The organism is Paenibacillus glucanolyticus NBRC 15330 (assembly GCF_004000885.1).
GTDB lineage: Bacteria > Bacillota > Bacilli > Paenibacillales > Paenibacillaceae > Paenibacillus_AQ > Paenibacillus_AQ glucanolyticus.
On the sequence record NZ_BIMC01000001.1, the window covers coordinates 378,953 to 405,497 of the forward strand.

Annotated in this window: 24 protein-coding genes; 11 read left to right on the top strand and 13 right to left on the bottom strand. The window is 49.2% G+C overall.

Annotated elements, in window-relative coordinates; all coding sequences use genetic code 11:
• Window positions 1-11 precede the first annotated feature (11 nt).
• From PGL02S_RS01660 to PGL02S_RS01670, 3 genes are read right to left on the bottom strand one after another with little or no spacing between them, the layout of a single operon-like run.
• Complete coding sequence (locus PGL02S_RS01660; RefSeq protein ID WP_036637206.1) at window positions 12-695, bottom strand: hypothetical protein; 684 nt, start codon at window positions 693-695, stop codon at window positions 12-14.
• Entirely contained in the window at window positions 695-1,582 is an 888-nt protein-coding gene (locus PGL02S_RS01665) for an ABC transporter ATP-binding protein (RefSeq protein WP_036637205.1), read from the bottom strand. The genes PGL02S_RS01660 and PGL02S_RS01665 overlap by 1 nt, the downstream gene beginning before the upstream one ends.
• Complete coding sequence (locus tag PGL02S_RS01670) at window positions 1,582-1,950, bottom strand: GntR family transcriptional regulator (protein ID WP_036637204.1); 369 nt, start codon at window positions 1,948-1,950, stop codon at window positions 1,582-1,584. The genes PGL02S_RS01665 and PGL02S_RS01670 overlap by 1 nt, the downstream gene beginning before the upstream one ends.
• Before the next feature lie 239 nt (window positions 1,951-2,189).
• On the opposite strand from PGL02S_RS01670, the gene PGL02S_RS01675 reads away from it, so the two are divergent.
• The 3 genes from PGL02S_RS01675 (at window position 2,190) to PGL02S_RS01685 (ending at window position 6,029) form a co-directional block, all read left to right on the top strand.
• Window positions 2,190-3,323, top strand: a complete 1,134-nt coding sequence (locus PGL02S_RS01675; RefSeq protein WP_036637203.1) for a phosphodiester glycosidase family protein — start codon at window positions 2,190-2,192, stop codon at window positions 3,321-3,323.
• A 311-nt stretch (window positions 3,324-3,634) separates the two neighbouring features.
• Window positions 3,635-5,608, top strand: a complete 1,974-nt coding sequence (locus PGL02S_RS01680; protein ID WP_235187294.1) for a restriction endonuclease fold toxin — start codon at window positions 3,635-3,637, stop codon at window positions 5,606-5,608.
• 19 nt (window positions 5,609-5,627) lie between these two features.
• Window positions 5,628-6,029 (top strand): immunity 7 family protein, encoded by a 402-nt coding sequence (locus PGL02S_RS01685; protein ID WP_036637200.1) that lies wholly within the window; start codon window positions 5,628-5,630, stop codon window positions 6,027-6,029.
• 97 nt (window positions 6,030-6,126) lie between these two features.
• On the opposite strand, the gene PGL02S_RS01690 is transcribed toward PGL02S_RS01685, so the two are convergent.
• The 4 genes from PGL02S_RS01690 to pxpB all read right to left on the bottom strand — a co-directional run bounded on the left by PGL02S_RS01690 (window position 6,127) and on the right by pxpB (window position 9,326).
• Window positions 6,127-6,777 (bottom strand): pyroglutamyl-peptidase I, encoded by a 651-nt coding sequence (locus PGL02S_RS01690; protein ID WP_036637198.1) that lies wholly within the window; start codon window positions 6,775-6,777, stop codon window positions 6,127-6,129.
• Between the two features lie 71 nt (window positions 6,778-6,848).
• Window positions 6,849-7,604 carry a LamB/YcsF family protein gene (locus PGL02S_RS01695; protein ID WP_036637196.1) on the bottom strand — a complete coding sequence of 252 codons (756 nt, stop codon included), beginning with the start codon at window positions 7,602-7,604 and terminating at the stop codon, window positions 6,849-6,851.
• Window positions 7,540-8,610 (bottom strand): 5-oxoprolinase subunit C family protein, encoded by a 1,071-nt coding sequence (locus PGL02S_RS01700; RefSeq protein WP_036637194.1) that lies wholly within the window; start codon window positions 8,608-8,610, stop codon window positions 7,540-7,542. The genes PGL02S_RS01695 and PGL02S_RS01700 overlap by 65 nt, the downstream gene beginning before the upstream one ends.
• Window positions 8,601-9,326: a 5-oxoprolinase subunit PxpB gene (pxpB, locus tag PGL02S_RS01705; RefSeq protein WP_006210935.1), complete on the bottom strand. Its 726-nt coding sequence runs from the start codon at window positions 9,324-9,326 to the stop codon at window positions 8,601-8,603. The genes PGL02S_RS01700 and pxpB overlap by 10 nt, the downstream gene beginning before the upstream one ends.
• A gap of 42 nt (window positions 9,327-9,368) precedes the next feature.
• On the opposite strand from pxpB, the gene PGL02S_RS28630 reads away from it, so the two are divergent.
• Window positions 9,369-9,503, top strand: coding sequence for a hypothetical protein (locus tag PGL02S_RS28630; protein ID WP_255308605.1), 135 nt, complete (start codon window positions 9,369-9,371; stop codon window positions 9,501-9,503).
• A 56-nt stretch (window positions 9,504-9,559) separates the two neighbouring features.
• Window positions 9,560-9,736 (top strand): hypothetical protein, encoded by a 177-nt coding sequence (locus PGL02S_RS28020; RefSeq protein ID WP_006210936.1) that lies wholly within the window; start codon window positions 9,560-9,562, stop codon window positions 9,734-9,736.
• A 74-nt stretch (window positions 9,737-9,810) separates the two neighbouring features.
• Here PGL02S_RS28020 and PGL02S_RS01710 read toward each other — a convergent pair whose 3' ends face one another.
• From PGL02S_RS01710 to PGL02S_RS01725, 4 genes are all read right to left on the bottom strand, one after another.
• On the bottom strand, window positions 9,811-10,410 hold the full coding sequence (locus PGL02S_RS01710; RefSeq protein ID WP_036637192.1) for an HAD family hydrolase: 600 nt from the start codon (window positions 10,408-10,410) through the stop codon (window positions 9,811-9,813).
• Window positions 10,411-10,485: 75 nt separating this feature from the next.
• A complete protein-coding gene (locus PGL02S_RS01715; protein WP_036637190.1) occupies window positions 10,486-11,217 on the bottom strand; it encodes a metallophosphoesterase family protein in 732 nt (243 codons plus the stop codon).
• 31 nt (window positions 11,218-11,248) lie between these two features.
• The gene (yqeK, locus tag PGL02S_RS01720; RefSeq protein ID WP_086936523.1) at window positions 11,249-11,869 is read right to left on the bottom strand and encodes a bis(5'-nucleosyl)-tetraphosphatase (symmetrical) YqeK; all 621 of its coding nucleotides are present in this window, start codon (window positions 11,867-11,869) and stop codon (window positions 11,249-11,251) included.
• A 277-nt stretch (window positions 11,870-12,146) separates the two neighbouring features.
• A complete protein-coding gene (locus tag PGL02S_RS01725; protein WP_006210941.1) occupies window positions 12,147-12,569 on the bottom strand; it encodes a CBS domain-containing protein in 423 nt (140 codons plus the stop codon).
• A 202-nt stretch (window positions 12,570-12,771) separates the two neighbouring features.
• Between PGL02S_RS01725 and PGL02S_RS01730 the strand changes: the two genes are divergently transcribed.
• The 3 genes from PGL02S_RS01730 (at window position 12,772) to PGL02S_RS01740 (ending at window position 15,911) form a co-directional block, all read left to right on the top strand.
• Window positions 12,772-14,028 (top strand): extracellular solute-binding protein, encoded by a 1,257-nt coding sequence (locus tag PGL02S_RS01730; RefSeq protein ID WP_036637188.1) that lies wholly within the window; start codon window positions 12,772-12,774, stop codon window positions 14,026-14,028.
• 84 nt (window positions 14,029-14,112) lie between these two features.
• On the top strand, window positions 14,113-15,072 hold the full coding sequence (locus tag PGL02S_RS01735) for a carbohydrate ABC transporter permease (protein ID WP_036637185.1): 960 nt from the start codon (window positions 14,113-14,115) through the stop codon (window positions 15,070-15,072).
• Window positions 15,073-15,089: 17 nt separating this feature from the next.
• A complete protein-coding gene (locus PGL02S_RS01740; protein WP_006210943.1) occupies window positions 15,090-15,911 on the top strand; it encodes a carbohydrate ABC transporter permease in 822 nt (273 codons plus the stop codon).
• 78 nt (window positions 15,912-15,989) lie between these two features.
• Here the strand turns inward: PGL02S_RS01740 and PGL02S_RS01745 are convergent, their stop codons facing one another.
• The gene (locus tag PGL02S_RS01745; protein WP_036637183.1) at window positions 15,990-17,570 is read right to left on the bottom strand and encodes an MDR family MFS transporter; all 1,581 of its coding nucleotides are present in this window, start codon (window positions 17,568-17,570) and stop codon (window positions 15,990-15,992) included.
• 339 nt (window positions 17,571-17,909) lie between these two features.
• Between PGL02S_RS01745 and PGL02S_RS29080 the strand changes: the two genes are divergently transcribed.
• From PGL02S_RS29080 to PGL02S_RS01760, 3 genes are all read left to right on the top strand, one after another.
• Window positions 17,910-18,077 (top strand): hypothetical protein, encoded by a 168-nt coding sequence (locus PGL02S_RS29080; protein WP_006210945.1) that lies wholly within the window; start codon window positions 17,910-17,912, stop codon window positions 18,075-18,077.
• A 141-nt stretch (window positions 18,078-18,218) separates the two neighbouring features.
• Window positions 18,219-19,448 (top strand): aminopeptidase, encoded by a 1,230-nt coding sequence (locus tag PGL02S_RS01755; RefSeq protein WP_006210946.1) that lies wholly within the window; start codon window positions 18,219-18,221, stop codon window positions 19,446-19,448.
• A gap of 300 nt (window positions 19,449-19,748) precedes the next feature.
• Entirely contained in the window at window positions 19,749-20,699 is a 951-nt protein-coding gene (locus PGL02S_RS01760) for a glycoside hydrolase family 43 protein (RefSeq protein WP_006210947.1), read from the top strand.
• A gap of 210 nt (window positions 20,700-20,909) precedes the next feature.
• On the opposite strand, the gene PGL02S_RS01765 is transcribed toward PGL02S_RS01760, so the two are convergent.
• A complete protein-coding gene (locus PGL02S_RS01765; protein WP_036637181.1) occupies window positions 20,910-26,120 on the bottom strand; it encodes an S-layer homology domain-containing protein in 5,211 nt (1,736 codons plus the stop codon).
• Window positions 26,121-26,545: the final 425 nt, after the last annotated feature.

Below are 26,545 nucleotides of genomic sequence, written 5' to 3' on the forward strand. Positions count from 1 at the left end.
TTTGATCGGAATTACACAGTAGATTTGCGCAGACACTGACGGGAACACAGCGCAATGATCAGAACGACCGGAATGAACCACAGTGACAAACCGAGTGCAGTATGCCCGGCAAACCATTTAATGATCGGCCCCCACCACTCGTATCGGGTAGCGACCAAACTCATCCCCGAGAGAAATATCATAACGGCCGCAAGCATAACAAAAGTTCTAATCCCCCTGAATCTTAGGAAGAAGGCTCCGATTCCATAACCGAGCATCGAAAATGTAACGAGCAATATCAAATTCACAACGAACTGGGCCAGCCAGGATCCGTCACTCAAGTAAAGCAGATGAAAGAAATGCACCGTATTTCCCCAGGATCCCGTCCATACCTCTATATACGAGAGAAGAACTAGCAACGCAGATGTAATGATACTGATAAATAGGATAAATAAGAAGGTGCCTGAGAAAAAGTCCGTTCTGCGTATGCTAAAGCCCATGGCGAAAGAGAACAGCTGTATCGTTGTGGTTAAAGCGGTGACAAACATGAACACAAAAATCGTCGCAAGCCCCCCTGTATAAATGGTATCGCCTCCCACCAATACACTGACAAGTATATTTACCAGAAAACTTAATCCCATAATGGCCCAAGGCAGGTAAAACCATGTGAGCTTCTGTCTTAGCTGCATTTTAAAGACACTGTTCATTCCATTCATCAGCGGCTCGCCACCTTTCCGTTCTTCGTTAGATGAACAATTAATTGCTGCAGCGAGACTGGCGCCGTTTCCAATCCGGCTTGCTCTGCTGCCTGTTTCACTTCGGTTTCCGTTCTCCCCATAACCGTGGCTGACAGCGTCGATCCCAAGGATTCCAAATGAATAACATCCCTGCCCTTAATGAAGGATTCCACTGCAGATTGATGTCCGATGACGTTATGCGTGCGTCCGCGCAGTTCATCCGTATCCGTGTCGAGCAGTATTTTTCCGCTGTCGATGACAATGAGATGTTCAAGCAAGCGGCTGACCTCGTCAATAAGATGAGTCGACAAAATAATCGTTCGAGGATTCTCAGTGTAATCCTCTATCAGATGATCGTAGAACAGCTCTCTTGCCACCGCGTCTAGACCGAGATAAGGCTCGTCGAAGATGGTGATCGGCGCGCGGCTGGCAAGCCCGACTATGATGCCTACAGAAGACAGCATCCCTCTGGATAACCTCTTGATGAGGCGTTTCATGGGCAGGCGGAATACCTCGATCAAGGCTTTGGCATATTCCGCATCCCAATTCGGATATACACTTGATGCGGTAACCATAACGTCCTTAACCGTAAATAGATCCGGATATTTCTGTCCTTCCTTAATGAAGCAAATCTGCTGGATCACTTTTTTATTTTCATAGGGGTGTTCCCCAAATACACGAACCTCGCCGCTGGTCGAAAACAGCTGTGCCGTAATCATCTGCATGATAGTGGTTTTACCTGCACCGTTTCTTCCCAGCAATCCGTAAATCTTGTTCTCTTCGATTCGGAAGCTAACATGGTCGACAGCTGTGGTATCCTTATATTCCTTCGTCAAATTCCTGACTTCGATCACCGTTTGGCTCATCAGTCTTTCTCCCCTCTGCGGATCATTTCCGATAATTGATCTTTGGTAATGCCCAGCTTTGCCGCTTCCTTAACCATGGCAACAACATACTGCTCATAAAACTCTGTCTTGCGTTTCTCCATCAGCCGTTCACGAGCTCCCGAAGCTACAAACATGCCAATCCCCCGTTTCTTGTATAGAATTCCTTGATCCACCAGCAGATTGACGCCCTTGGCAGCTGTAGCCGGATTGATCTGGTAAAAGGCTGCAAACTGATTCGTTGATGGAACCTGTGTCTCTTCAGGCAGTCGTGCTTCTATGATGTCGTCTTCTATTTTGTCTGCAATTTGCATGAATATCGGTCTGCTGTCATCAATCTGAAATGCCATTCCCTCACCACTTTCGTTTATGACCTAGGTTGCATCATTGGTTAGTTACTCATGTAATTAACCATACAAGAGAAGAAGCATTCTGTCAACGGGCGAATGGGGATCATTTACAAAAATCAAGAAAAAATTGGACTTTTGTCCTAAATAAATAGTCCCTGTCGTCCGATATAGTATAGGCACAAATTTTGTGTCACCTGAACCAACTACAGACAAAGAGAAAAAGGAGTTTGAGGGGAAACATGAAGAGAATAATTGCAATCGTAGTGCTTGCTATGCTTACAGTAATGACGCCGCTGTATGCCGCATCCACTCCAAAAAACTTGGCCTATGTGGACAAGAACAGCCAGTCGTATGTTCCGGTCGGGGTACTCAAGACCTATGAAGACATACAGGTGACGTATACAGCTGCGGAAAAGAAACTCAACATCAGTCGTGGTGATAAAGCTCTGACACTATACCTGGGCAGCCGAAATGCCTATGTAAACGGCAAAAAAGTTCAAATGAAGGCAGCACCGTTCTCTGAGAACGGGTCCACCTATGTGCCGCTGCAATTCGTCAGCCAACATCTGGGCCTGGATCTATCGTGGAGCAACAACCGATCGACTCTTAAAATTACGGATGGAAACATGGTAAACACCCTGCCTGTTCTATCAGGAAATCTCATATCCAGCCAGTCCAAGCCCGTTACCACGGCTAGAAAAAGCTTCAAGGTTGGTTCAAGATCCTTTAGCGCGCAGGTTGTTACGGTTTCGCTTCTCCATCCGAAGGTAGAACTGGATGTCGTTCTTGCAGGCAATAAGGCAGGTAAAGTCGAGGATCTGCGCAGTATAGCCAAACGAAGCCATGCCGTGGCGGCCATTAACGGGACGTTCTTCGATGCCTACACTTCAGGTGCCTACAAGGCGCCGTATGGCTATCTTGTCAGCAACGGCAATATTTTTCACAAGGCCTCGGGAGATAATCGGACCATCTTCACATATGACAGCAACAATCTGGCCTCGATGATTCCCGGGCTTGATTTCAAATCCGTATACGATACCGGACATATGGACGGCGCACTTCAAGCTGGCCCGCGTCTATTGACGGATGGCAAGGTGACCCTCGACGTGAAGAAGGAAGGATTCAAAGATCCGAAGATTCTTACGGGCGGCGGTGCGCGAAGTGCACTTGGTATCACGAAGGATCACAAGCTGATTTTGCTTACGACAGGCGGAGCAACCATTCCTCAACTCGCTGAAATCATGAAGCAGGCAGGTGCATACCAAGCGATGAATTTGGATGGTGGCGCCTCAAGCGGCTTGTACTACAACGGCTCTTACTTGACAACCCCGGGCCGTCAGATCAGTAATGCCATTGTCGTGAAATATAAATAATGGGTTGGGACTTCTCTCCTCTGGTTATTCGGATTACTTCTTCCGGGTACCTGGGGGAGTTTTCTTTTTATTCAGCAATACCTCCGCTTCGAGGTGCATATGCTGGTCAAAGAAATGTTTCACTATGAAGACCAGATGTGTAAATATATAGAAAACTGTTTATCGTGTGAGTACCGGAATTCAATGGTTGAAGGATTATACTGCGGGGGGTGAATTCCATTACAGCTTCTATAGCGACTATCCGGACGAGAATTAGGGATATGGTCGAGGGTGTTATGGGTGCGTGGCGGGAATGGATAAGAAAATACCCTATGATAGCAAAGGTATATCACTTATTTACCTGGCTTTCCCTGCTAGTGCTCGTTATAAGCCTGATTCTGATCGAAGAGTCTCGTACCATGCTTGTCCAATATTTGTGGTCATTCTATGTGCTGGTGCAGTTTTGGCTGTTATGCCGGAGTAAAACGTTGGCCTGGAAACAGGTCAGCTTGTTTGTTCTTTCAGGTGTTCTTCTGGTCATTCCTTTGACCAATTGGACCATGCAGGGTCTTCATTTGATTTTTGGAGGACGGACAACCGACACATGGTCCTTCGCCATAATGACACCTGTCATTGAAGAAGTTTACAAGCTGATGCCGCTGGCATTGTTCCTGTGCTTCTCAAGAAAAGCCACCTCCCTTAGCCTGAGTGATTACGTACTTTTGGGCGCTGCCCCGGGTATTGGGTTTCAATTCATGGAGGAGTTATCAAGACGCCTGGTCCAGAACAATTATGGCGTCACTTGGCTCGGTGGAAAAACACTTCATTGGGAGTTCTTCGATCTATTCCCCGGATACTTCGAGGAAAGCTTTCTTCCTACCATGATGAATGTTACACATCCTGTACAAAGCGCCATGACTGCGCTTGGCATCGGAATCGCTATCCGGTACTCCAAACAACTGACGCGCTGGGTCTATGTTTTTCCTGTGCTGCTGCTACTCTGGACAATCCTGAATCATGCAGCCTGGAACGGTCAAAATCGGCTGCCTGACTGGCTTCTTGCCTTTCATGATTGGACCGGGGAGGGTTACCGAACCGAGGGCTTCTTCCTGCTCCTGCTGGCAGCGGGATTGTTCATCGACTATTTGGATTTGCACCGAATTCGCGAGCGGCTGCCTGTCCTGAAGGGTGAAACCCTCATCAATCCTTTTACGGAGCTTTGGCAGATGACGACGGCTCTTTTTACAGACCGGAAACGTCTTGGCTATCTGATCGGATTCTATCGTGATCGACGGGAACTCGGATTCTCGCTGCTGTATGGTAACGATGAAGCAGCTGGCCAAAGGGATCAGGTTCAGGAAAATGTACGGAGATACGCTGCCGTACTGGGAGCAATCGGACTCATTATTGTTGCTGCGGGGATCTTCTCCAATATGGGCATTCCAGCTCTCGCAAGTGAGTCCTCGTGTTTTGCATGCCTGTTTGACTCGCTTCAGAATTGGTGGGATGGGCTCAACGGCTGGGAGCAAGCGGCTATTATACTGGGCGCCTTCGCCCTTTCCATACTGTTTGTCAGCTTCTGGCCGGCCCTTGGCATCGCCATGACCGGTGCAGGTATTGCAGGTGGAGGACATGAAATTGCCGGATACATCCGCGATCCGAAGAAGCTGTTATCCCCTCAAAATGCTGCAGCTGCCGTATTAGCCGTTGTTCTCAGCCGAATACCGTTCGGTAAAGGTTTGTCTTGGCTGTCCAGGAAGCTGGGTCCCCGTGCGAGAAAGTGGCTGGATAACCTCGCCGAGAAAGTCGGGTCGAAGCCGCGCCAAGAACCGGATGCCCCATCTGGAGGAAGTCGTGATCACCCCCCTGACCACGAGCGCCCGCCTGAGAAGAAACCGGAACCAAACAAACCCGATGATGAAAAACCGGACGAAGCTGGCAACACTCCACAAGATGTGCCGCGATATTCCGGTGGGCTGCAGAAGGTTAACAAGCCGGATGCAGCCGCAGATGCGCTTGCCGAGCGACTTGGCGGCGAATCCAGAATGAAATTTGATAGCGATCCGATCGGCCGCGAATTCGATGCCATCAGCGATGAATACATTGCCCAGACAAAGCCCGCGCTGCAGCAGGTCAACAAAAAGGTGCGTGACCAAATGAAGGCCACCTTTGAAGCTGCCGAGCAGACTGGCAGAAAAGTATATTATCATTTTGAAGGAGAGCCTGCCCAATCGGTTATTGACAAATTACATGAATACAGCCAAAGATATGGAATAGAGGTCCACATTGATACCGATCCATTATAACGACAAGGAGTGATCATTCATGTATGAATTTCACGGCTGGGCTACCATCCAGGACAATCCTGCCGAAATAGATGCTGGGCAGCTGGATGCAATCATTCAGAAAATACAGCTTAAGATTACCGAGTTTGCTTGGGGCAGCGGCCTGCTGTCCTTAAATGCAGCAAACGGTTCATATTACCTTCATGTCGGAGGTTTTACCAACCGCAAGGGCGTCGAAGCAGACGAGGTTGTATCGCTGTACCAATTAATCGGTGAGATCGCTCCCGGATCGTACGGTCTTCTGTATACCCGGGATGATGAGAATACAGAGGGCTTTGATAACGAGTTTCGGGTGTCGGTGCTGGCACGCGGCCGATTACAGGAGCAGCATGATCCCTTCCTCTCCCCATGCATCCCTGTTATCGAGGATGAGCTCGATTAAACTGGACAAAAAATCCCGCAAACCCGACCATGAGAACATTGCATGGTTTGGATTTGCGGGATTTTTCAGCTGAGTCGCTGTTTGTCAGTTTAGCTGGTTAGCTGGTTCGTGAAAACTGATTACCGTATTCATCAATCGTCGATTGTACAATAACCCTCAGGGCGTCCAGCATGGTTTCATGTGACAACGTCGGCAAACCCGGCTTCTCCACCGCCATCTCCGTTGAAGCCGGAAAATGCACAAACCCGCCAATCGCAGTTAGCTGCTGAATCCGTATCTCGTTCAGAATGGCGTACATTGTGTTATTGCATATATACGTTCCCGCGGTATTGGACACCGAGGCAGGGATCCCCGCTTCCTTCAGCCGGTTGACCATCAATCGAATCGGAAGTGACGAGAACAATCCGTCTGGTCCGTCAGGATCGATGAGCTCGTCCTGCGGCCTCGCTCCCCGATTATCCGAAATCGTGGATTCGGGCGGGATGTCTTTAATGTTAACGGCAATTCGTTCAGGCGTAATGGCGGTCCGGCCACCGGCTACACCGCAGGCGATTACGGCATCAGGTCCGTACGCCCTCATCTCTTGCAGCAGAATTTCTGCACATTCATCGTAATGTACCGGGAGAAGAATCGTTCTTATCTCAGCGCCCTGGAAGGAATCATGCCTGATTTCCTCAACCAGTCTTTCTGTCGGATTGATGGAGCTGCCGCCAAATGGTTCAAAGCCAGAAATTAATATTTTTATCATATCTCATCTCTCCTGTGCTTGATTTATGTATGCTTGCTTGATCATATTCCCAACAAGTTGATTGGAGTATATCATATGGATTGCACGCTTATACCCTCGGCTTCAAGCCGTGATCGCAAAGTCCTCGCGAACAGGGATGCATGTGCGCCGTCTCCGTGAATGCAGATCGTATCTGCGGAGATCGGGATAACCTTGCCCGTCTGGCTTATAACCTCTTTATCTTTGACCATCCGAATCACATGTGAGACTGAAGCTTCCGCATCGGTAATTATGGCTTCCGGCCAATTTCTCGGCGTGAGCGTGCCATCATCCTGATAGGTCCGATCTGCAAATACTTCACTTGCCGTGCGAAGTCCGGCAGCAGCCCCTGCCGCGACCAGCTCGCTGCCTGCCAATCCGTACAGGATAAGAGACGAATCAATCCGGTGGATGGCGGATGCTATCGCATCAGCAAGAGGTCTTGAGGCCGCTGCCATATTATAGAGAGCGCCGTGAGGCTTCACATGCTTCAGTTGACCGCCCTCCTGTATCGTAAAAGCCATCAGCGCTCCAACCTGGTAGGTCACCATATCATAGGCTTCGGCAGGAGAAATCTCCATTCTCCTTCTTCCGAAGCCGACCAGATCAGGCAAGCCTGGATGCGCTCCGATCGCGATACCGCCCGCGATGGCCTGACGCACCGTTGCCCGCATCACGGATGGATCGCCTGCATGAAATCCGCAGGCGATATTAACCGAAGTAATGCTGCCAAGCAGCTCGGAATCATTGCCAATTCGGTAAGCGCCGAAGCTCTCTCCCATATCGCAGTTCAGATCCACTCGAACCAATGTTAGCACGCTCCTTTAATTTAAGCTTAATCATAGCTTCCGTCATCCGAAGCTCACGAATGTAATCCGTATAGAGCCGTTCTGCTTCTGCTAAGGTAATTTCCTTAAAGCGGATCATGCCGCCAGGCGGCAGCTGGGCAATTAACGGAACATCCACAGAAGCAACCTGGGCGATCTTTGGATAGCCTCCAAGCGTTTGGCGATCCGCCATCAGGACAATCGGCTGACCATCCGCAGGCACCTGTACCGTGCCTATGGATACCGGTTCGGATATATACTCCTTCTCTTGACTTAACCGCAGCAGCGGACCGGACAACCGGTAGCCCATGCGGTCCGATTGCGGAGTTATGCGGAAGGAATCCCGGAACAAAGCCAGCTTGCTGCTGCTGTCAAAATCATCATACTGGCGACCTCTCAGCACACGCACTACAGTCTCTTGATCGTTGATTGAATACAAGTCCGCAGAGACGGACCATTTTACAGTGAAAAAGGTGCCTGCCTCATCATAAGGAAACCCTGATGAGACCCGAGGTAGACGCGAGGGATGGGCATTCAGCACATCCCCCTTCTGCAGCGGTCTTCCCTCATAGCCGCCAATTTCGGCTCGCAAATATGTACTGTAGCTGTCCATTACCATGGGAACCTCGAACCCGCCAGAAACGGCCAAATAGGCGCGGCAGCCGGATAATCGCTGTTGAAAGCTCAGGACACTGCCCGCTTTGATGTATACGGGACGCCACATAGGCACCCTCGTATCCTGGATCGCTGGCGACATATCTCCGCCAGTAATTGCAACCCACATATCGCTTTGGAATTCTACCGCAAATCCAGACCATGTAATCTCAAGAACTGCGGCTCCATCCTCATTACCAACGAGTACATTGGCGACCCGATAGGCGAAGCCATCCATGACTCCTCCCGCGCTGATGCCGTATCTTCCATAACCGTATCTTCCGGCATCCTGAAGCGTAACGAGCAGTCCCGGCTTAATTACCGTCAAACCCATAAGCTCACTTCCCTTATCCGTTCATATTCCTCTGTTTCAATGGGCCTAAACCGGATATATTGTCCAGCCTTCAACAAGCTTGGCGGCTGTGCTCCCGGACGAAACAACGCAAGCGGTGTCCTGCCGATCAGCTGCCATCCACCGGGCGTCTCGATCGGGTATATCCCGGTTTGATTGCCTGCAATGCCCACAGATCCAGGCGGAATTCGCAGCCGGGGTGTCTTTTTGCGCGGCGTTGCGATAGTGTCCGGTATTCCTCCGACATAGGGGAAGCCTGGCGCAAATCCGATCGCATAGATCAGATAATCCTGGCCGGAATGAATCCGGATAACCTCCTCGGGTGTGAGCCGATTCTTATCAGCCACAAGCTCCAGATCCGGACCGTGTTTACCCCCATAGCAAACCGGAATTTCAACAACGTCAGGCACCGCACTTGCCTTCTCTGCTTCGTCAGCCACCATCCTTTGCTCCAGCATCGAGCAGATATACGCATATACGGTATCAAACTCGTCAGGTTTGTTAATTCTATGGAATTCATAGTAAATCGCAACACTGGTAAACGATGGAATGCACTCGACGAATCCCGGGAACGGATTCTCTTCGATACATCTCGCCGCAGCTGTGACCTCCCGATGTATGTTCTCGCTCACCCAGCTTTCGAATTGGATAAGGACTGCCGAATCTCCCAAAGGGAAGAACGAATAGGACCTGCTCATCATGACATTCTCCGTTCCGAATATACTGCCTGATACAGATAAATGAATCGAATGATTACTCCTATGATAGCAGAGAAACGAGCATCCTTTGAACATGAAATAAATAAAATCGCAGCTGGTTATAAAAAAGCACGTAACGCAGCTAAACGCCAGGAAAAGATGCTGTTTTCTGTATAAAATTAGGACATTGTTGGCAGAATACAGAAGTCATTCTCGATAAAGGAGGTGCCAAGATGAGCGAAACCAACCATAACGGTAACCAACCAACAAAAGCCGAAGTGCAAACCACGAAATTGAACAAAATGCCGGTTCCAGGTGAATTCGACACCGAGTTTTCTGCTGAAGAAGCTGCAGAAGTGTTTGAACAGCAGCAGCCACACGCTGAGAACAACTCCGAGAACCAACAATAATACATGTCGAAGACCTCACGGGCGATCCAATGGTCGTGTGAGGTCTTTTTTTTATATTCGCCCATCGTTATCGATCAAATGATGTATGTATCCATTTCCTGAAGCTTTTTTTGGACAAGCTTGATCCATTGACCTTCCGGATCTGCCAGAACCGTGCTCCAGGACAACTCCTCAGCAGGCCTCAAATTTTTTGCCTGGTCATCAACATAGATAGTGGATTTGCCTTCATCCAGTTTGGATGCAACGATATGATAGATCGGAAGATCCGGCTTGCAGCATCCCTCATCGCTAGAAATCGTCACGCTGGCAAGATAAGGCCTAATGGGATCAAGCAGCATCTGGAGCCATTCTGACCTGTGATTGCTGAGGAGATGAATATCGGTTTGCACAGACCACTCAGGGACTAGATCAAATGCCGGCATTGTGTGCAGATTATTAAATAATATCGTCTTCAATTCCTTCGGTTCTACAGGACAATACCCAGCTAGCCAATTCCAGAAAGCTTCTTCACTCATTTGACCTGTCCATAACGGTTTACGTATCTCGGTTGCAAACAACAACTTCAATTCGCCAAACGTAATTCCATTCGCACGGGTCGTATCATGCCAGAATGCGGGTGAGAAATTGGTGATTAATACCCCAGCAACATCCAGTACCAGCTGCGTCTTCTTCATTTTCCATCCCCTTGGAATCTATTCGTATGGATTTCTATCGTAGACTTCTTCAAACAGCAATCAATTCCCTCTTATTCATAACCGCTTGACTTGATATCGACCTGTTCGAATCTCAAGAATATAATCTTCAGGAGAGGGCATTCCCGATTGAATGGCATCCTGCACGGCCTGCTCAATATTGTAGGGAACACGGATAAATTGAATGTTCAAGGGTGCCGGGATACCACTCTCATAGCTTCCATCCAGAATAACATACGAGGCTTCCGGCATTTCAAGGGGATTGCCTACGCTGCCGGTATTAAACAGCGTTCTGCCTTCCAGATGCTGGTGGAACGCATTGTGGATATCCCCGTAACCGGCGACATCTGCTATTCTAGCGCTCCCACATAACGCGGAGCTGTGAAACAGGGTGGTCCGCTTCTCCTGTTCGTGCCACGGCTGTATCCGCTCATACACACTGCGGGGAGACGCATGAAATAATCGGATCCATTTGCCGCTCATCATGAACTCGATAGTATAAGGCAGACTGGAAAGATACTGTAGCCTCTCTGTTCCAAGTTTATGCTGCTGCCATTGCAGGGCCGGATCATCGGTTTCCTTGCCAATAAAATCATCCCAGTTGCCCTTGATCACCTGCTGGCAATGGGTTCTTACCATATCAACTGCGGTATCTCCGTCCGGGCCTTTACCAATCAAGTCACCCAAGCAATAGATGGCATCTACTCTACGCTGCTGTATATCCACCAGAACGGCCTCCAGTGCAGGAATGTTGCCATGAATGTCGGAGATCAATGCAATCTGCGTCATGAACCCGCCTCCAAACTTCATTTATTTCCGATTACTTTAAACGAATAGCATCCCTTAAATCATAATATGCGTCTTGCAGCCACGGATGGACTACCGCAAGCGATTCACGCTGATTCCATAAGTGCTGAATATATTGAAATGCTGCATGATCAAGCGAAATATGTAATTGCTCGGTTATATCCCTTAAGTACGGAGGACTCCCCGTCTGATCCCATTCAATCTTATCAGCGACAAACAGCACCTTGTCTAGCAGTGAAGCCTTAGCTTTCAAGGTAGTATGACAGCCGACTGCACTCCATATTTCAGGATCGGTCATTCCAAACAGATCCCTGGCCATGTAAGACGAAATTTTCTGATGAATGATCATGGGAAATTGCTGTTCTTCAGGCAATACATCCAGCCCGATCTCGCGGGATACCTGAATGCGGACATGGTTCGGGAAAATGGCGCTGATATCATGCAGATACCCGGCATATTCAGCAGCGACCGGATCTGCGTCATAAAGAACGGCAATTCTGCGGGCTTCATCCCCCACCTTCAGCACATGCTCCGCCGTTTTTGGACAATGATGCTCCTGCAGAAAGCGATACACATCATCTCTCAGGTTTCCGGTCAAATCGTGCACCCGAAGCTCATCGTAGCTGTTGATCATCAAAAACGCTCCTTTTCCATACCCTATCATTTTATAATGAGAATGGTTTGAAGCCATTATACAAGAAAGTCAAAGAAAGGGGGAATATCTATTCCATGCATCGTCTTCCAATCTTCTCGGGGTTACCGCTGCAGGTGTAAATTGTTATTCTAAGAATTACAAATCCGCACATTGGAAAGGAGGCCATTATACATTAGAGGGCAGCTCGCTGTATTCGCCACAAAAAAAAGCAGCCCGTGGGCTGCTATATTCCGAGATGACGTTGATTTAACAAGGCTTAATGCGTCTGCTCTGAAATTTGGCTGAGTGCATCGCCTGCTTCATTTACAAAGATATTCACTTTTGCCAAATCGCCAATAGCAACCATACCCACCAATTCCCCTTGGTCCACGATGGGAATCCGGCGGATCTGATGTTCTGCCATCGTTCGGGACAGCTCGTGCACATCCGTATCCGGAGAGGCACTCACAACATTCGTTGTCATACAGTGCTGACACGTCACGGTGTTGATATCCTTGGAATCAGCCACCGATTTAATGACGATATCCCGGTCCGTAATCATCCCCACAACATTCTTTCCTTCACAGACGGGCACAGAACCACAGTTGATGTCTCGCATAATTTGGGCTGCTGTGGATACAGAATCCTGAGGCGTGCATACTTTTACATTCGAGCTCATAATATCTCTTGCCGTTGTCATCTTGTCCTTCACTTCCTACTCCATATTTTTGGTCAATCTTTGATATTGTCTCCATGCGCTATGCAATTATTCCTTTATATGGAATGTTTCAATTTTTAGTCTATTGTTTATTATCTTAATCATATATTTTTACTCACGCGAGCTTGGTAACTGAATAAGATTTAAGCATGACTGATTTCACCACGTTAGGAGGCTGACGATAGTGAACACACGCAGGATGGTTAGCTTAGGGTTACTTATTCTTATCTTGTTAATCAGCGGTTGCGCGGGAACAACTTCAAGCGAAAAAACGAAAACGCTTACACTCTGGTATTGGAACCGAAGCCTGGACGACGAGCTGATCAAATCCGTCGAGCAAAAGTTTCCGGGTATCCGTATCAATGCCCAAAAAATCGGAGGCGATTTCAAATCCAAGCTCAAAACAACGCTGGCTGCCGGTTCCGGAGGACCGGACATCGTTGCTTTTAACGACTGGGTGGCAGAGCTGTTTACCAGCTCGGATCGCTTCTATGATCTGTATGAGCTTGGTGCCAAGGAAATCGAGCCCGATTTCCTCGATTGGAAATGGAAGCTTGGCGTTACCCCGGAAGGTTCCATGATAGCGCTTCCGATCGATACGGGGCCAACTGCCCTCTATTATCGGGCGGATTTGTTCGAGGAAGCCGGTCTGCCGTCCGAACCTGATGATGTGTATGCACAGATAAACACCTGGGATCAATATTTCGAGGCAGGGCTGAAACTGCAAGAGCATTTTGACAATAAAGTAAAAATGCTCGACAACATCACCAACATCTACACTCAGATTAATGCCCAGTCTGACCATATATATTTTGCCGAGGATGGGTCATTTATCGGTGAGTCACCTGAGTCCTCGATGAAGACGGCTTGGGATACAGCAGTTACAGCATCACAGATGAAACTGAGTGCCAATACCACCACCTCCTCCTCTGAATGGAATGCCGCCATGAACAATGGACGAATCGCTTCCTTTGTCGGTGCGGTATGGATGAAGGAGATTCTAATGCAGGCAGCACCGGATACAAGCGGCAAATGGAAGGTAGCACGCGCACCGGGTGGAGACGGCAACAATGGCGGTTCCTTCCTGGCCATCATGAAGACCAGTAAATATCCGCAAGAGGCGTTTGATGTCATGAAGTATATTCAGAATCCGGAGAATCAGGTTCAATCCTTCAAGAAAATCAATCTCTTTCCTTCCGCCACGGAAGCACTGGACGCCCCTGTGATGAAGGAAACCGAAGAATTTTTCGGAAATCAGGCCACAGGTGAAGTATTCTCGGAATCTGCGCGCAACGTCAAACCTGCTTACTTCGGCGGGAAATACGCAAATTTAAACGGCATTGTCAATCGAGAGCTTTCTTCCGTTGCACTTGAGGGCAAAAATCCCGATAAAGCATGGAAGGATGCGCTGGCAAGGGTCAAAAAAGAATTGCTGCGCTGAATCTTCGTGCCGGTGTTCAACCCATTGCAACCCTCGATTGCTATGAGTACTTAAATACCAACCGCTACAGGAGGTTACAGTACGATGGATAATCCACTGCTGAATCATACACCCGTGGAACACAAACCTGTTCCGAAGAAATCAAAGTCACAGGACCGGTTATCTGCTCAAATATGGAAACATCGCAAGGAATATCTGGCGATCTCCCCTTTTTACATCTTGTTTGCCATTTTCGGATTGTTCCCGATCGCCTTCTCCATGTTTCTGTCCTTTCAAAAGTGGGATGGCATCGGTGAGATGACCTTTAACGGCCTCAATAACTATCAATTCATGTTAACCGATCCTGAATTCTGGAGAGCTGTGGGCAACACGCTGCTCATCTGGATCTACTCCACGATACCGATGCTATTTATTGCGTTAGTTGTTGCTTTCCTTCTCAATGCATCGTTTGTGCGGTTCCGCACATTTTTCCGGATCGGGTATTTCCTGCCGAACGTCACGTCTCTCGTCGCTGTTGCCATTGTATTCGGCACGGTATTCTCCAACAACTACGGTCTGCTCAACTATATACTGTCTCTGTTCGGCCTGAACTCCGTGGAGTGGCTGAACAAAACATGGGGCATCCAGCTTGCCATTTCGGTGATGGTCATCTGGAGATGGGCGGGGTATAACGCCATTATTTATCTCGCCGGATTGCAGAGCATTCCCACGGTTCTGTACGAGGCAGCCAAGATCGACGGAGCTTCAGGCATACAATCCTTTTTCAAAATCACCATTCCGAATTTAAGACCGATCATTCTCTTTACGGTTATTACATCAACGATCGGCGGCATGCAGATTTTTACCGAACCACAAGTGCTTGTCGGGAATGACGGCGGCGTAAGCGGCGGCGGTTTGACAATCGTTCTGTATTTATACCGTGAAGCCTTCGTCAATAACTATTTCGGATATGGCGCTGCTGTCGGCTGGGGTATGTTCGTGCTCATTGCCCTCTTTTCCATCGTGAACTGGAAAATGGTGCAGGGCAATCCTTCCAATGACTGATAATGGGGGTGAATCGTATGTTCAAATGGAAATCCATTCTGCTGCATCTCGGATTAATCGCCGGACTGCTCTTGTCAATCTTTCCCTTCTACTGGCTGCTTGTTATGGCGACACGCACCACTTCGGATATTTACAGCTTTCCTCCTAAATTATGGTTCGGTCCCCACTTGTTAGATAACGTGTCCAGGGTACTCAGCAGCATCGACTTTTTCGGGGCCTTCTGGAACACCCTGTTCGTAGCTGCTGCGTGCACACTTCTGGTGTTGTTCTTTGATTCCCTGGCTGGTTTTACGTTTGCTAAATTCCAATTTCCGGGCAAAAAATGGCTGTTCGTCCTGCTTCTCGCCACCATGATGGCCCCGGCCCAGCTATCTCTGGTGCCATCGTTTGTTATCATGGCCGAGTTTGGATGGGTGGGCTCTTACAAAGCTTTGATTATTCCGGGAATGGTAAACGCTTTCGGGATCTTCTGGATCAGACAGTATGCGCAGGAGTCGGTTCCATCGGAGCTGCTGGATGCCGGTAAAATCGATGGCTGCGGATTCTTCCGCCTGTACTGGAATATATCGCTGCCTATTCTGCGGCCTGCTCTTTCATTCCTGGCCGCCTTCACGTTTATCGGCGTGTGGAATGATTATCTCTGGCCACTCATCATTCTGAACGATGAGAGTAAATTCACTTTACAGGTTGCACTCTCCTCATTGAACGGAATCTACACCACCGACTACTCGATGGTTATTGCCGGCACCCTTCTCGCCGTCATTCCGCTGATCGTCATGTTCCTGTTTATCAGCAAGCAATTCATTTCAGATATTGCGGCAGGCGCCATTAAGAGCTAATAGCAACAGAGCTGCCTGATCGGCTGAACACCGGCAGGCAGCTCTTATCATATGATGAACTACGGCGAAGCTATCTTGTTATGGAACCAAGACCAGCTTCTCCCGATCCTGGGATTCTTCGACTTCCTCTGCCGAATCAACGACAGCCTCCTTCACCTCTGCGGATTCATCCATCTTCTTGCGTCCCATAAACGTTGCGGCAAGAAGCGCTAACGCGGCAGGAGCAATAGCCCAGGCGAACGTTGCAGCTATGGAGGATGCCAGTGAGTCCGATATCGGTTTTAACAGCTCCGCCGGAATCAGCGCACGAGTCTCCGGTGCCAACAGCGCGTGGGGATCCTGCAGATTAAATCCCTCAGGAAGGTGACCGTTGTTCGCTCCGCCCGATGTTAAGGAACCCGCAAAAGAGCGGCTCTGTATCAACCCAAACACCGTTATCCCAATCGTCATACCGAGCGACCGCGTGAAATTGAAGGTCGAGGTGGCCATGCCGCGCTGTTTATAAGACAAGCCATGCATCACAGCGGTTCCCAGCACAGAGAACGAGCCCCCGATGCCAAGCCCAATTAGCACCATGTATAAGGTGACGATCAGCCGGCTTGATTCCGCCGTCAGCGTCGAGGCGAGCACCATGCCCCCCGTGAACAGGACCAGTGTTGGAATCATGATGTTTCGATAAGATATTCTGCTCATCAGAAAACCGCTCACCGTAGCTGTTATGACGGAGCCCAGCATCATCGGCAGCAGAACGAGACCCGAGTTGGTTGCGCTTCCCCCAAGTACGCCTTGGATAAAGATCGGTATATATACGGAAGCCACGATAAACGATCCGCCACTGAATAAACCGCATAACACACTGGACGTATAGAGTTTATTCTTAAACAGGCTGAATGATATGATTGGCTCCTTTGCCCTTCTCTCGGCTAGAACAAAAACAACCAGCATAACGGCAGCAGCAGCGAGCAAGGAAATCAAAATCCAGGAATCCCATGCCAATTGCTTGCCGCCAAGCTCCAGTGCAAACATGAAGCAAATAACGCCTGTCAGGAGAGTGGTTGCTCCCATCCAATCAATTGGTTGTTTGGAACGCTCATGCGACTCCTTGTAGAACAGCGTGACCATCATGAAAGCCACGATTCCAATGGGCAAATTGATATAGAACACCCACTGCCAGGTGATGTGATCCGTAATGTATGCCCCTGCCAGCGGGCCAAATATACTCGATAACCCGAACACAGCTCCGAACAAACCTGTAAGCTTGCCGCGCTTCTCAAGCGGAACCGTATCAAACATAATGGCGAATGCAATCGGAATGAGTGCCCCGCCGCCGATTCCTTGCACCGCACGATACAGCGCCAGTTCCGTAATGGAGCTTGCCGTTCCGCACAGCACGGAGCCCAGCATAAATACAATCATCCCGAATACAAAAAACTTTTTGCGCCCATACATATCGGACAGCTTTCCGAAGATCGGCATTCCTGCCAGTTCAGCGACCATATAAGCGGAGGTCACCCATACGAAATGATCGAGTCCGCCGAGCTCTCCCACGATATTTCCCATGGCCGTCGCTACAATCGTATTGTCCATGGAAGCCATCAGGATGGCGAGCAGCAGCCCGGCAAGCACGATGGGCAGTTTGTTAACTTGATTCGTTTTCACGTTTCTCAAACACTCCTTCTCAGTACGTTTCCTTATTTACTAAAGTCAGTGTAATCCAGAATGTATGACAGCTGATTGTCACACTTTTGCACGGGAATTCTATTTATATAAATTGTTCAGAGAACCCCCATCCTTAAAGCACAGGCAGCTCGTAGCGATAATCTGGTTATCTAATTTAAGTAGGGAGATACACATGGAATGAAGATCAGCGAATTATCACAACACAGTCATGTCCATGCGCTCCATCCGGCACTATGAGCAAAAAAGACTGCTGGAAGCCGACAGACTGGACAATGATTACCGCGATTTTAACGCGCATCCGCGATCGAACGGGTCAAGATGATTCCATTGTACTTGAAGCTCGGTCTGACCACAGATCAAATACGGGTATTACTCCGCGGTGAGGTGGCTTCGCCCGATGCTTACGAATACTGCGAGGAAATGCTCTCCTTCTACGAGGCAAAGTTAAACAATGTGGACAGTCAGATTGCTCACTGCATGAATTGAAACATCTGCTTCGGAGACAAATCTCCCTTACTCTGGACAAGAAAAAGAGGCAATTGCCGATATCGCCATCATCCATTTGTTTAGTGTCTACTGTTAACGTGATAGAATAAAGTGTACATCTGAAATGGAGGACATCTACATATGGACAATTTCGAGAAAAATCTGGAGAAATACGCGGAGCTGGTCATTAAAGTGGGCGTAAACGTTCAGCCAGGTCAAGTTCTAATCGTCAATGCGCCCATTGAAACCGTAGATTTGACCCGCCACATCGTAGCCAAGGCATATGATGCGGGCGCCAAATATGTGCAAGTCGATTGGGAAGACGAGAAAATCACCCGAATTCGTTATGAGAAGGCACCTGACGATTCCTTCGGGTATTATCCACAGTGGCAGGCAGATGCCATGCAGCAGCTTGCCGAAGGCGGAGGTGCCATTCTGCGCATTAAGGTACCGGATCCTGAGCTGTTCCGTGGAATTGACTCAGCCAAAGTATCTACGGCTGTAAAAGCTGCCGCTGTAGCCAGCGAGAAATACCAGGATTATGTGCGCAACAACAAAATCAGCTGGTCGCTCATTAAGGCGCCTACGCGTGCATGGGCTAATAAAGTGTTTGCAGACCTCCCTGAAGAAGAGCGGGTTCCAGCCATGTGGGAGGCCGTATTCCAGATGACCCGTGTCGGAAACGACGATCCGGTAGCAGCCTGGCGCGATCATATAGCTCAACTGAAGCTGCGACAAAATCACATGAACGCAAAGCGCTACAAGAGCTTTCACTACCGCGCACCGGGAACCGATTTGCGTGTTGATATGCCGGAGAGATATCTATGGCTCGGCGGCGGCGATGAGAACGAAGTCGGCGTATATTTTGTTGCCAATATGCCAACAGAAGAGATCTATACGATGCCGCACCGTACAGGCGTGAACGGTACCGTAACCAGTACGCTTCCACTCAATCTGAATGGCCGATTGGTTGAAGGCATCAAGCTTACCTTCAAGGACGGCAAGGTAGTCGAGTATGAAGCCGAATCCGGACGGGAGCATCTCACAACACTGCTCGACACGGACGAGGGTGCATCCTATCTCGGGGAAATGGCGCTCGTTCCGCATGACTCGCCGATCTCTCAACTGAATCGGGTGTTCTATAACACCGGGATTGATGAGAATGCCTCCTGTCACTTTGCACTTGGCAGCGCCTATCCGGTCAATATAGAGGGCGGTACCAAGCTGAGCAAGGAGGAACTGCTGGCTCGTGGAGCCAATGTCAGCTTGACGCATGTCGATTTCATGATCGGGTCTGCTGAGCTCGACATTGATGGCGAGCTGGCGGACGGCACGGTTGAGCCAGTATTCCGCGGCGGACGCTGGGTCTGATTACGATTGGAATACAAACACGAAACAAAGCCCTGCGAGGTTCGCGGGGCTTTGTTTGTATATAGAAGACTAGACCTGAATCTTCTGTATTCCACAGCCAATATTCAGTTGAACAGGCGGGTCGATCTTGTCATAGAATTTGTACTTTACTTATACTGGAAGCGCTTTTATAATTTATAATAACATAAATCGATTTATACTAACATGAAATAAATTTCAAACAAATCGGAGGTGATTTATTCTAGAAGTGTTTCACGGATTCGTTCTCTCTAATTCAGATTGAAAGGAAGGATATAACGAATGAACAAGAAGAGAAAATGGCTTACTTCGCTTGTGCTTGCCATTGGGTTGTGCGTCACGGGCGCACAGTCGGCATTCGGCGCTTTCTGGAACCTTAGCGGTGATATTGTCGTTCACGATCCAACGATCATCAAGGAAGGGAATACATGGTACACCTTCTCAACAGGACAGGGCATTCAGCTGCTGAAATCCAGCAACGGCACGAACTGGACCAGGGCCAATCAGGTATTTTCCTCTCCGCTTTCCTGGTGGAAGACCTATGTACCGAATCAGAGCACGAATGATCTCTGGGCACCCGATATTGAATATTTCAACGGTCGTTACTGGCTCTATTATTCGATCTCGTCCTTCGGGTCCAACACATCCGCCATCGGCTTGACTTCGACAACCAGCATCACCTCAGGCAATTGGCGCGACGACGGTCTGGTTACACGGACGACATCATCTAACAACTATAATGCAATCGATCCCACCCTGACGATTGACAAGGACGGTAACCCTTGGCTCGCCTACGGTTCGTTCTGGAGCGGACTGAAGCTGACACGCGTGGATGCAAGCACGATGAAACCGACAGGCACGCTTTATTCCATTGCCTCACGTCCTAACAACGGCGGTGCCGTAGAAGCGCCAACGATCATCTACCGAAACGGTTACTATTATCTGTTTGCCTCCTTTGATTCCTGCTGTCAGGGCGTGAACAGCACTTATAAAATCGCTTATGGCCGTTCTGCCAATATCACGGGCCCTTACGTAGACAAGAACGGAACCAGCATGATGAACGGCGGCGGCACGATCATGGACAGCGGCAATGCCGTCTGGAAGGGGCCCGGACACCAAGATGTGTATAACAACATCATCATTAGACATGCTTATGACGCAACGGACAACGGTACGCCGAAGCTGCTCATCAATGACCTGAACTGGGACGCCCAGGGCTGGCCTACTTATTGAAGGTAAAGGGACAGAGCGTTTAATCATTGGATAAAAAAATAACCTGCAAGAGCGCACGTTTGTTCAAGCGTCCACTCTTGCAGGTTACGATTCTCCTATCGCTTTATCGGCTTCGATAGTGGAATGAATATCGATGAATCTCCTCATGTAAAAGAGGCCTTCACCCATGAATATGCTTGGGCGAAAGCCTCTTGTTCATTGAATAACTCGTTATTTCTCCACTTTCTCGAGCATGCGAAGAATCATCATAACCGCTTCCGCGCGAGTCGCGGATTCAAGTGGAGCAAATCGGTTACCCGAGCGGCCATTCACGATACCGGCATCAACAGCAGCGGATATCTCCTTCTCTGCCCAGGCAGGAATGTTGCTATGATCTCGGAAGGAAGATTCCGCATCCCCCAAGCTCAGTCCCAGGTATCTCACAAGTATGACCGCCATCTCTGCACGGTTAACGGTTTGATTCGGACGGAATGAACGATCTTCGTATCCCTTCACGATACCTTCGGATACGGCCCATTGAACGGCTTCAAGCGCCCAAGGTCCGATGAGGGAACTATCTTTGAAGTTCAGCGTCGCGGAATTCCCGTGGCCCTCCATGGCTTTTGCCAGCATCACCATAAATTCAGCACGGGTTACCTGACGGTCCGGTCTGAAGGTCTGGTCCGGGTAACCTCCAACAATCTCAAGCTGAACGGCTTGTTCAATGGCTGACGCGGCCCAGTGTTCACCGATGTCCGTTAACCCTGCCGGCTTGGGATCGGGCTTCGTTGCTTCTGTCTCTTTAGCTTTACGATGAATGTTCAACTGATAGACCTTTGTCGCGCCATTCTCGGCTTGAACTACCAACCTCAGAATGTTATCCCCTTCCGTTAAGGCGATCAGCTGATCCGGCTTCACGGCTTCATCACCCAGAAGCACCTTGGCTCCGCTGTGCGCAGCGCCAACACGGAGCTGTACCGATTCGGCTTCCGTTTCAAGCCGATACTCCGTTGTATTCTGGTTGAACGCAGGAGATAGTTCTACCGCCTTGCCGCCAATGATCACTTCAAGGCCTTTCAGGTTTGTGTTGCCTGACCGTACGATGCCTCCGGAAGAATCTGAACCTGAAGATGGAGGATTCTCCGATGAAGGAATAACCGAAACGTTATAGGCACGGATTGCAGCCTGCAATACTATCACTGCATCCTCTACATCCTTGGCTGTGGCTTGATCCTGTTCCGCTACGACACTGGCACTCGCAATGGCAGTCCGTAAAGCGAATCGTGCGGCTGCCGGGTACTGGCCCGGCGATGAGCCTTCTTGGGTTTCATCGAGCCTTTGCTGTGCCAAAGCGATCCACCTTTTCAGCTCTCTTTTATCTACAGCTGCCGCCGGAGTTGTAACCGATTGATGAAGTCCATGGCTCTCTCCAGCCGCATTATAGGCTTTTACCGTAAAGTGATACAACGTATCCGGCTCCAGGCTGGAGACGGTATGTGAATACACGTCGTTCGTCACGGTAACCACCGGTTCACTCCGACCATTCTGATAGACGCGATAGCCATCCACGCCATCAGGTGCATTCGCCTCCGGCCAGCCCAAGGTTACACTTATTGGCGTAATGTCCGTAACCTTCAACTCTCCGGATGACCATACAGGCGCACCCGAAATGACCTCAGCATTCGTTGTAATCGTTAACCTGTCGCTTCGATCCGATTCGTTCCCTTGTTCATCCAGGGTAGTTACCTGGAATTCGTATACCGTGTCTGCCATCAGCCCTGTCGCTTCATACACACTCTCCGTTACAGTCGCTGTCTGCTGACCATTCTGATAGATATTGTAGCCCGCGACCTGCTGGTCCGGATGGTTCACAGAATCCCAGCCCAACTGAACCGAGGAGGATGTCACTCGCAGTGCCTTCAGATTCGTCGGAGCAGGAAGCTCCCCGCCTTCGGTTGTGAATGACCAAACATCCGATACGGTTCTCCCGCCGAATTCATCCTGTGCAAGAACATACCAGGAATACGTCGTCCCGTTCGATTGAAGCCCCGTCCATGGCTGCGTCACCTCTGCACCGCTGGCAACTTTCTGCGGTGCACCCAAAGCCGCTCCTTTCAGATGATTCACTTGAATCGAATCCGTTGCCACCCTTTTCAGCTTCGGCTCAAGATCCAGATTCATCGTAAACTCGTCCACTCCTGGATTTGTATAATAATTGTACTTATCCAGGTATGGAGAATACGTATTCACGTAAATTTGATTGCTTTCCTTATCAAAATGCAGCAAGCGCAGATAGCCGCTGCCACCATCGGCATGTCCCTGGTAGTCCGCAAGCATCTGATAGACGGTTCTGTCCGGCGTACCGTCACCGTCATCATCCAGCTCATTCTTGAGCAGACTGGCTCCCGTGTAATGCCCGCTCAGAACAGCAACTACATTCGGGTTCGGGACGACCACTTCTTTGTATAACTTGTTTCCTACACCGGAACGCGTTCCATTGGCAAGCATGTAATCATGGAAATTCAGAAACGCGATTCGGTCCGGGTACTCAGCCAGAACCTCATTCATCCACTTTATGTCCTCGTCTTCGACTCCCCATCCCATATACATCATGATGTAGTCGTTGCCTTCGGCGGAGATGAGGTCGTAATGACCGCGATTATCCTTGTAGGAGCCACCGTAGTAAGGCTGATTCTTATAGCGGTCCTCTCCAAAATATTGACTGTAGGTCGTGTAATCCCAATCATAACTACCCACGTCATGATTACCGGCAAGCACGCCATGAGGCAAGTTTGCATTCTCCAGCATGTTCATATATCTGTCGGCTCGTTCCCACTGATATTGCGCCGTCGGATCATTTACGATGTCACCGGTATGGAACAAATATTTAATATTCATATCATCCATGGAATCGACGATCCAGTCGAATTGTTTCTGTTGAATGTGCGGGTACAGCTCTGTCAAGAACTGGGTATCCGATACCCAGACAAAGGTATAGTCATAATCACCTCGGGTGGGAATTTCATCCTGTACGATGACATCCACCTGGTTGCTCCGCACGTAGTCAGCTGCGGCCAATTCTCCACGAAGCGTAAAATCATCTTCGGACTGGGCGATATGTTTCGTGATTTCCGTCCACTTGCTTGTATTGTAATTCCACGCGTACATCGTGACCTTGCGACCAGAAACGGTATGTCCTTCCCAGCCCACTTCGACGACGTCGCCTGGTTCGGCGGCTTGCTCCAGGTCAACCTCGAAGCGGATGTAAGGGAACTGGGATGTAGAATCCACGGTAACATATTGATCGTTGGACTCGGAGATGAGTTTCAATTCCTCTTCTGTCAATACGGTTTCGCCAGCCGGAAGCTTGACCTTGGGCGGTTCTTCATCCGAAGCGTTCTTGGACAACTTCACTCGATCACCGCTTAACGAGTGATACGTATGCGCCTGATGGAAGGAAACCTCAAGCTCGTCATTCGATGGATCACTGACTTGAACCTTCAGCTCTGGCGAAAGCCCTGTTCCTGTCTCCTTATCCGCTGGTGACACCAAGACCGGTACATTCGGATGCTCCTGAGCAGTGTTAAACGTAACGGAGCGTTCCGAACTGTTGCCGATCTTATCCACTGCGCGAATCTCCAGCTTATGATCACCAGGTGCAAGCTCCGATGATGAAGTCGCGTATGGCACCTCGATTAATCGACCGTCCAGTGTGACCTCCATACGATCCACGCCGGATACGTTATCCATAGCGGATACTTCGATCGGGATGCTCCCCTTATAAGACTTTCCCTCTTCTACACTCACATTGATTTCCGGCCCATGATTATCGGACTGAACGGTGGCAGATACTCCAGACTGGCCCTTTATGTTCAGTTGGACCGTATGCTGCCCGTCCGTGACTTGTGAGGTATCCCACGCATACGACAAAGCTTTTACCTTATCCGCCGGAATGTCAAAATAAAATTCAACCAGCGGCAGAAACCGTCCGTCATCACCCAGATCATGAATCAGCGCAGGGTCGCTGTATCGCGGATCCCGTATCTCCGTTCCGTCTCCTAACAGAAGTCGTACATTTCGGGCATTGAAGTCATCCATGTTCCCAGCAGGCTTGTTATCCTCGAAGTAGGTTCGCTCATTGTCGCCTGCCCGAAGCGTTATTTCGTTAATGCCGCTTGTCAGCCACTGGGGTTCAATCGGGACAGCGATCGTTCGATAGCCATCTATATTAGCCTCGGTCTTGTAGAGAACGTCCTTGCCGATGGTTACCGTGTTGATCCCATCATCGATACCATCCGCTTCAAATACAAAGTAGGCTGAGTGCTCCATGACAGGCACACCTTGAACCCTCTGTCCATCTATAAAAAGCTCCAGGTCGTTGGATTCCGCACCATTTGCGGCGCCCCGAATGTACGTTGTGCCGGTTACCGTTTGTTGATGATCCAGGTTCAATCTGGCGCTTGCTCCATTCCCTGTCAGATCGACCTCATACTTGGGGCTCTCCACTTCTTTAAACGTATTGGACACCGTGAAGAAATACTCCAGTTTACGGTGTCCCAGCAGTTCAAGATAAGAGATCGTATGCCGGAAATCTTGCTTTCCTTCCTGGAGCTGAACGACCGTGTAATCATTTTGATCATCGACACGATAAGATAATGCCACAGAAGTGACCATTCGCGCATCATGGGCCTCGGCAATTATCTCCAGATTATCTCCCGGCTCTACGTCCATGGCTGTCGTGCGGTTCGTCACGGTCGGTTCCTTCGTTATATCGATATGTACCGGCTCCGACGGCACCTCAGAATGCTGTAATGAACCCGGCGTTGCCAGATGCTCCAGTTGGGAGATCCGCTGCATCTTCAGGCTGCCGTCCTCAGGATATTTATAGAAGATCCCCAGATCAGGACCGTTATGGACTTCTCCGTCATTATAGAATGCAGACACGATCGGTCGCCCGGTGTTGGTCACTACCATGAGCTCCCGCATGCGCGAATTGGACATACCACCTGAGAATATTTTCACCACATCGGTGTTCTCAGTCAGCTGGGTGCCATAGTTATTATTAAAATCGCCAATCGTTGATTTATTGTTCTGACCGTTAATAATCCAGAACACCAGCGTACCGCCGGCTGGAATGGTCACCTCATCAGGGACGTGCGCCCAGAGGGTGTCACTCTCCAAATAACGGTAGCGTATTTTGTAATTGCTGAAATCGATGGCCTGATCGGTATTGTTATACACTTCAATAAATTCGTATCCATCTGCAGTTCCAACATTTGTAGAATCAGGTACAAGTTCAGTAATTAACAGCTCCGGAACGGTATTGCCTGTAGCCAGCTGCTCGGCTGAAGCTTGTCCGATGCCAACGGTGAACGAGGCTGATAAGACGATACAGAGAATCAAGAAGCAGGAAATACATCGATTAAGGACGATCTTAGACATGGAAAACCTCCTAGAAATGATTTGTTGAGCAATCAATTCAGTTTCCCAATTCTCCAGGTCTCCATGGGATCTCCAAATTTAAAATTAAAGCGTTTTCATCACAAGCTCCTTCACAACGCTCGATTCAGGTTGTCCCCTCGAGGAGTTGCGTTACCCCATCACCTCCTGAAATCAATAATTGCATATTCTACCCGGTTTTTAAACCACTTTATGTAAAATTTGATAAATGATATATTAGTCCCGGTAGTCCCTTCCACCTCTAGTCACAGGGAACCATTTGTCAGGCATTCTTTACTATTAGATATGGACTTGGGCTCCATTTACTGCACAAAAAAAAGACCCCGCGAATGATATCGCAGGATCCTTATGAGTGGGAAGCGATTTGAAGTTCGTTATGCAGCAATTTTCCAATTGCTAGGGTGCCT

What these genes read in the sequence shown, in the direction of transcription:
- PGL02S_RS01660 (WP_036637206.1), bottom strand. Translation starts at nt 695, where the DNA reads ATGAATGGAATGAACAGTGTCTTTAAAATGCAGCTAAGACAGAAGCTC.
- PGL02S_RS01740 (WP_006210943.1), top strand. Translation starts at nt 15,090, where the DNA reads ATGTTCAAATGGAAATCCATTCTGCTGCATCTCGGATTAATCGCCGGA.
- PGL02S_RS28020 (WP_006210936.1), top strand. Translation starts at nt 9,560, where the DNA reads ATGAGCGAAACCAACCATAACGGTAACCAACCAACAAAAGCCGAAGTG.
- PGL02S_RS01755 (WP_006210946.1), top strand. Translation starts at nt 18,219, where the DNA reads ATGGACAATTTCGAGAAAAATCTGGAGAAATACGCGGAGCTGGTCATT.
- PGL02S_RS01680 (WP_235187294.1), top strand. Translation starts at nt 3,635, where the DNA reads ATGATAGCAAAGGTATATCACTTATTTACCTGGCTTTCCCTGCTAGTG.
- PGL02S_RS01715 (WP_036637190.1), bottom strand. Translation starts at nt 11,217, where the DNA reads ATGACGCAGATTGCATTGATCTCCGACATTCATGGCAACATTCCTGCA.
- PGL02S_RS01725 (WP_006210941.1), bottom strand. Translation starts at nt 12,569, where the DNA reads ATGACAACGGCAAGAGATATTATGAGCTCGAATGTAAAAGTATGCACG.
- PGL02S_RS01685 (WP_036637200.1), top strand. Translation starts at nt 5,628, where the DNA reads ATGTATGAATTTCACGGCTGGGCTACCATCCAGGACAATCCTGCCGAA.
- PGL02S_RS01665 (WP_036637205.1), bottom strand. Translation starts at nt 1,582, where the DNA reads ATGAGCCAAACGGTGATCGAAGTCAGGAATTTGACGAAGGAATATAAG.
- PGL02S_RS01675 (WP_036637203.1), top strand. Translation starts at nt 2,190, where the DNA reads ATGAAGAGAATAATTGCAATCGTAGTGCTTGCTATGCTTACAGTAATG.
- PGL02S_RS01710 (WP_036637192.1), bottom strand. Translation starts at nt 10,410, where the DNA reads ATGAAGAAGACGCAGCTGGTACTGGATGTTGCTGGGGTATTAATCACC.
- PGL02S_RS01690 (WP_036637198.1), bottom strand. Translation starts at nt 6,777, where the DNA reads ATGATAAAAATATTAATTTCTGGCTTTGAACCATTTGGCGGCAGCTCC.
- PGL02S_RS01735 (WP_036637185.1), top strand. Translation starts at nt 14,113, where the DNA reads ATGGATAATCCACTGCTGAATCATACACCCGTGGAACACAAACCTGTT.
- pxpB (WP_006210935.1), bottom strand. Translation starts at nt 9,326, where the DNA reads ATGAGCAGGTCCTATTCGTTCTTCCCTTTGGGAGATTCGGCAGTCCTT.
- PGL02S_RS01700 (WP_036637194.1), bottom strand. Translation starts at nt 8,610, where the DNA reads ATGGGTTTGACGGTAATTAAGCCGGGACTGCTCGTTACGCTTCAGGAT.
- PGL02S_RS01765 (WP_036637181.1), bottom strand. Translation starts at nt 26,120, where the DNA reads ATGTCTAAGATCGTCCTTAATCGATGTATTTCCTGCTTCTTGATTCTC.
- PGL02S_RS01760 (WP_006210947.1), top strand. Translation starts at nt 19,749, where the DNA reads ATGAACAAGAAGAGAAAATGGCTTACTTCGCTTGTGCTTGCCATTGGG.
- PGL02S_RS28630 (WP_255308605.1), top strand. Translation starts at nt 9,369, where the DNA reads ATGAATCGAATGATTACTCCTATGATAGCAGAGAAACGAGCATCCTTT.
- PGL02S_RS29080 (WP_006210945.1), top strand. Translation starts at nt 17,910, where the DNA reads ATGATTCCATTGTACTTGAAGCTCGGTCTGACCACAGATCAAATACGG.
- PGL02S_RS01670 (WP_036637204.1), bottom strand. Translation starts at nt 1,950, where the DNA reads ATGGCATTTCAGATTGATGACAGCAGACCGATATTCATGCAAATTGCA.
- yqeK (WP_086936523.1), bottom strand. Translation starts at nt 11,869, where the DNA reads ATGATCAACAGCTACGATGAGCTTCGGGTGCACGATTTGACCGGAAAC.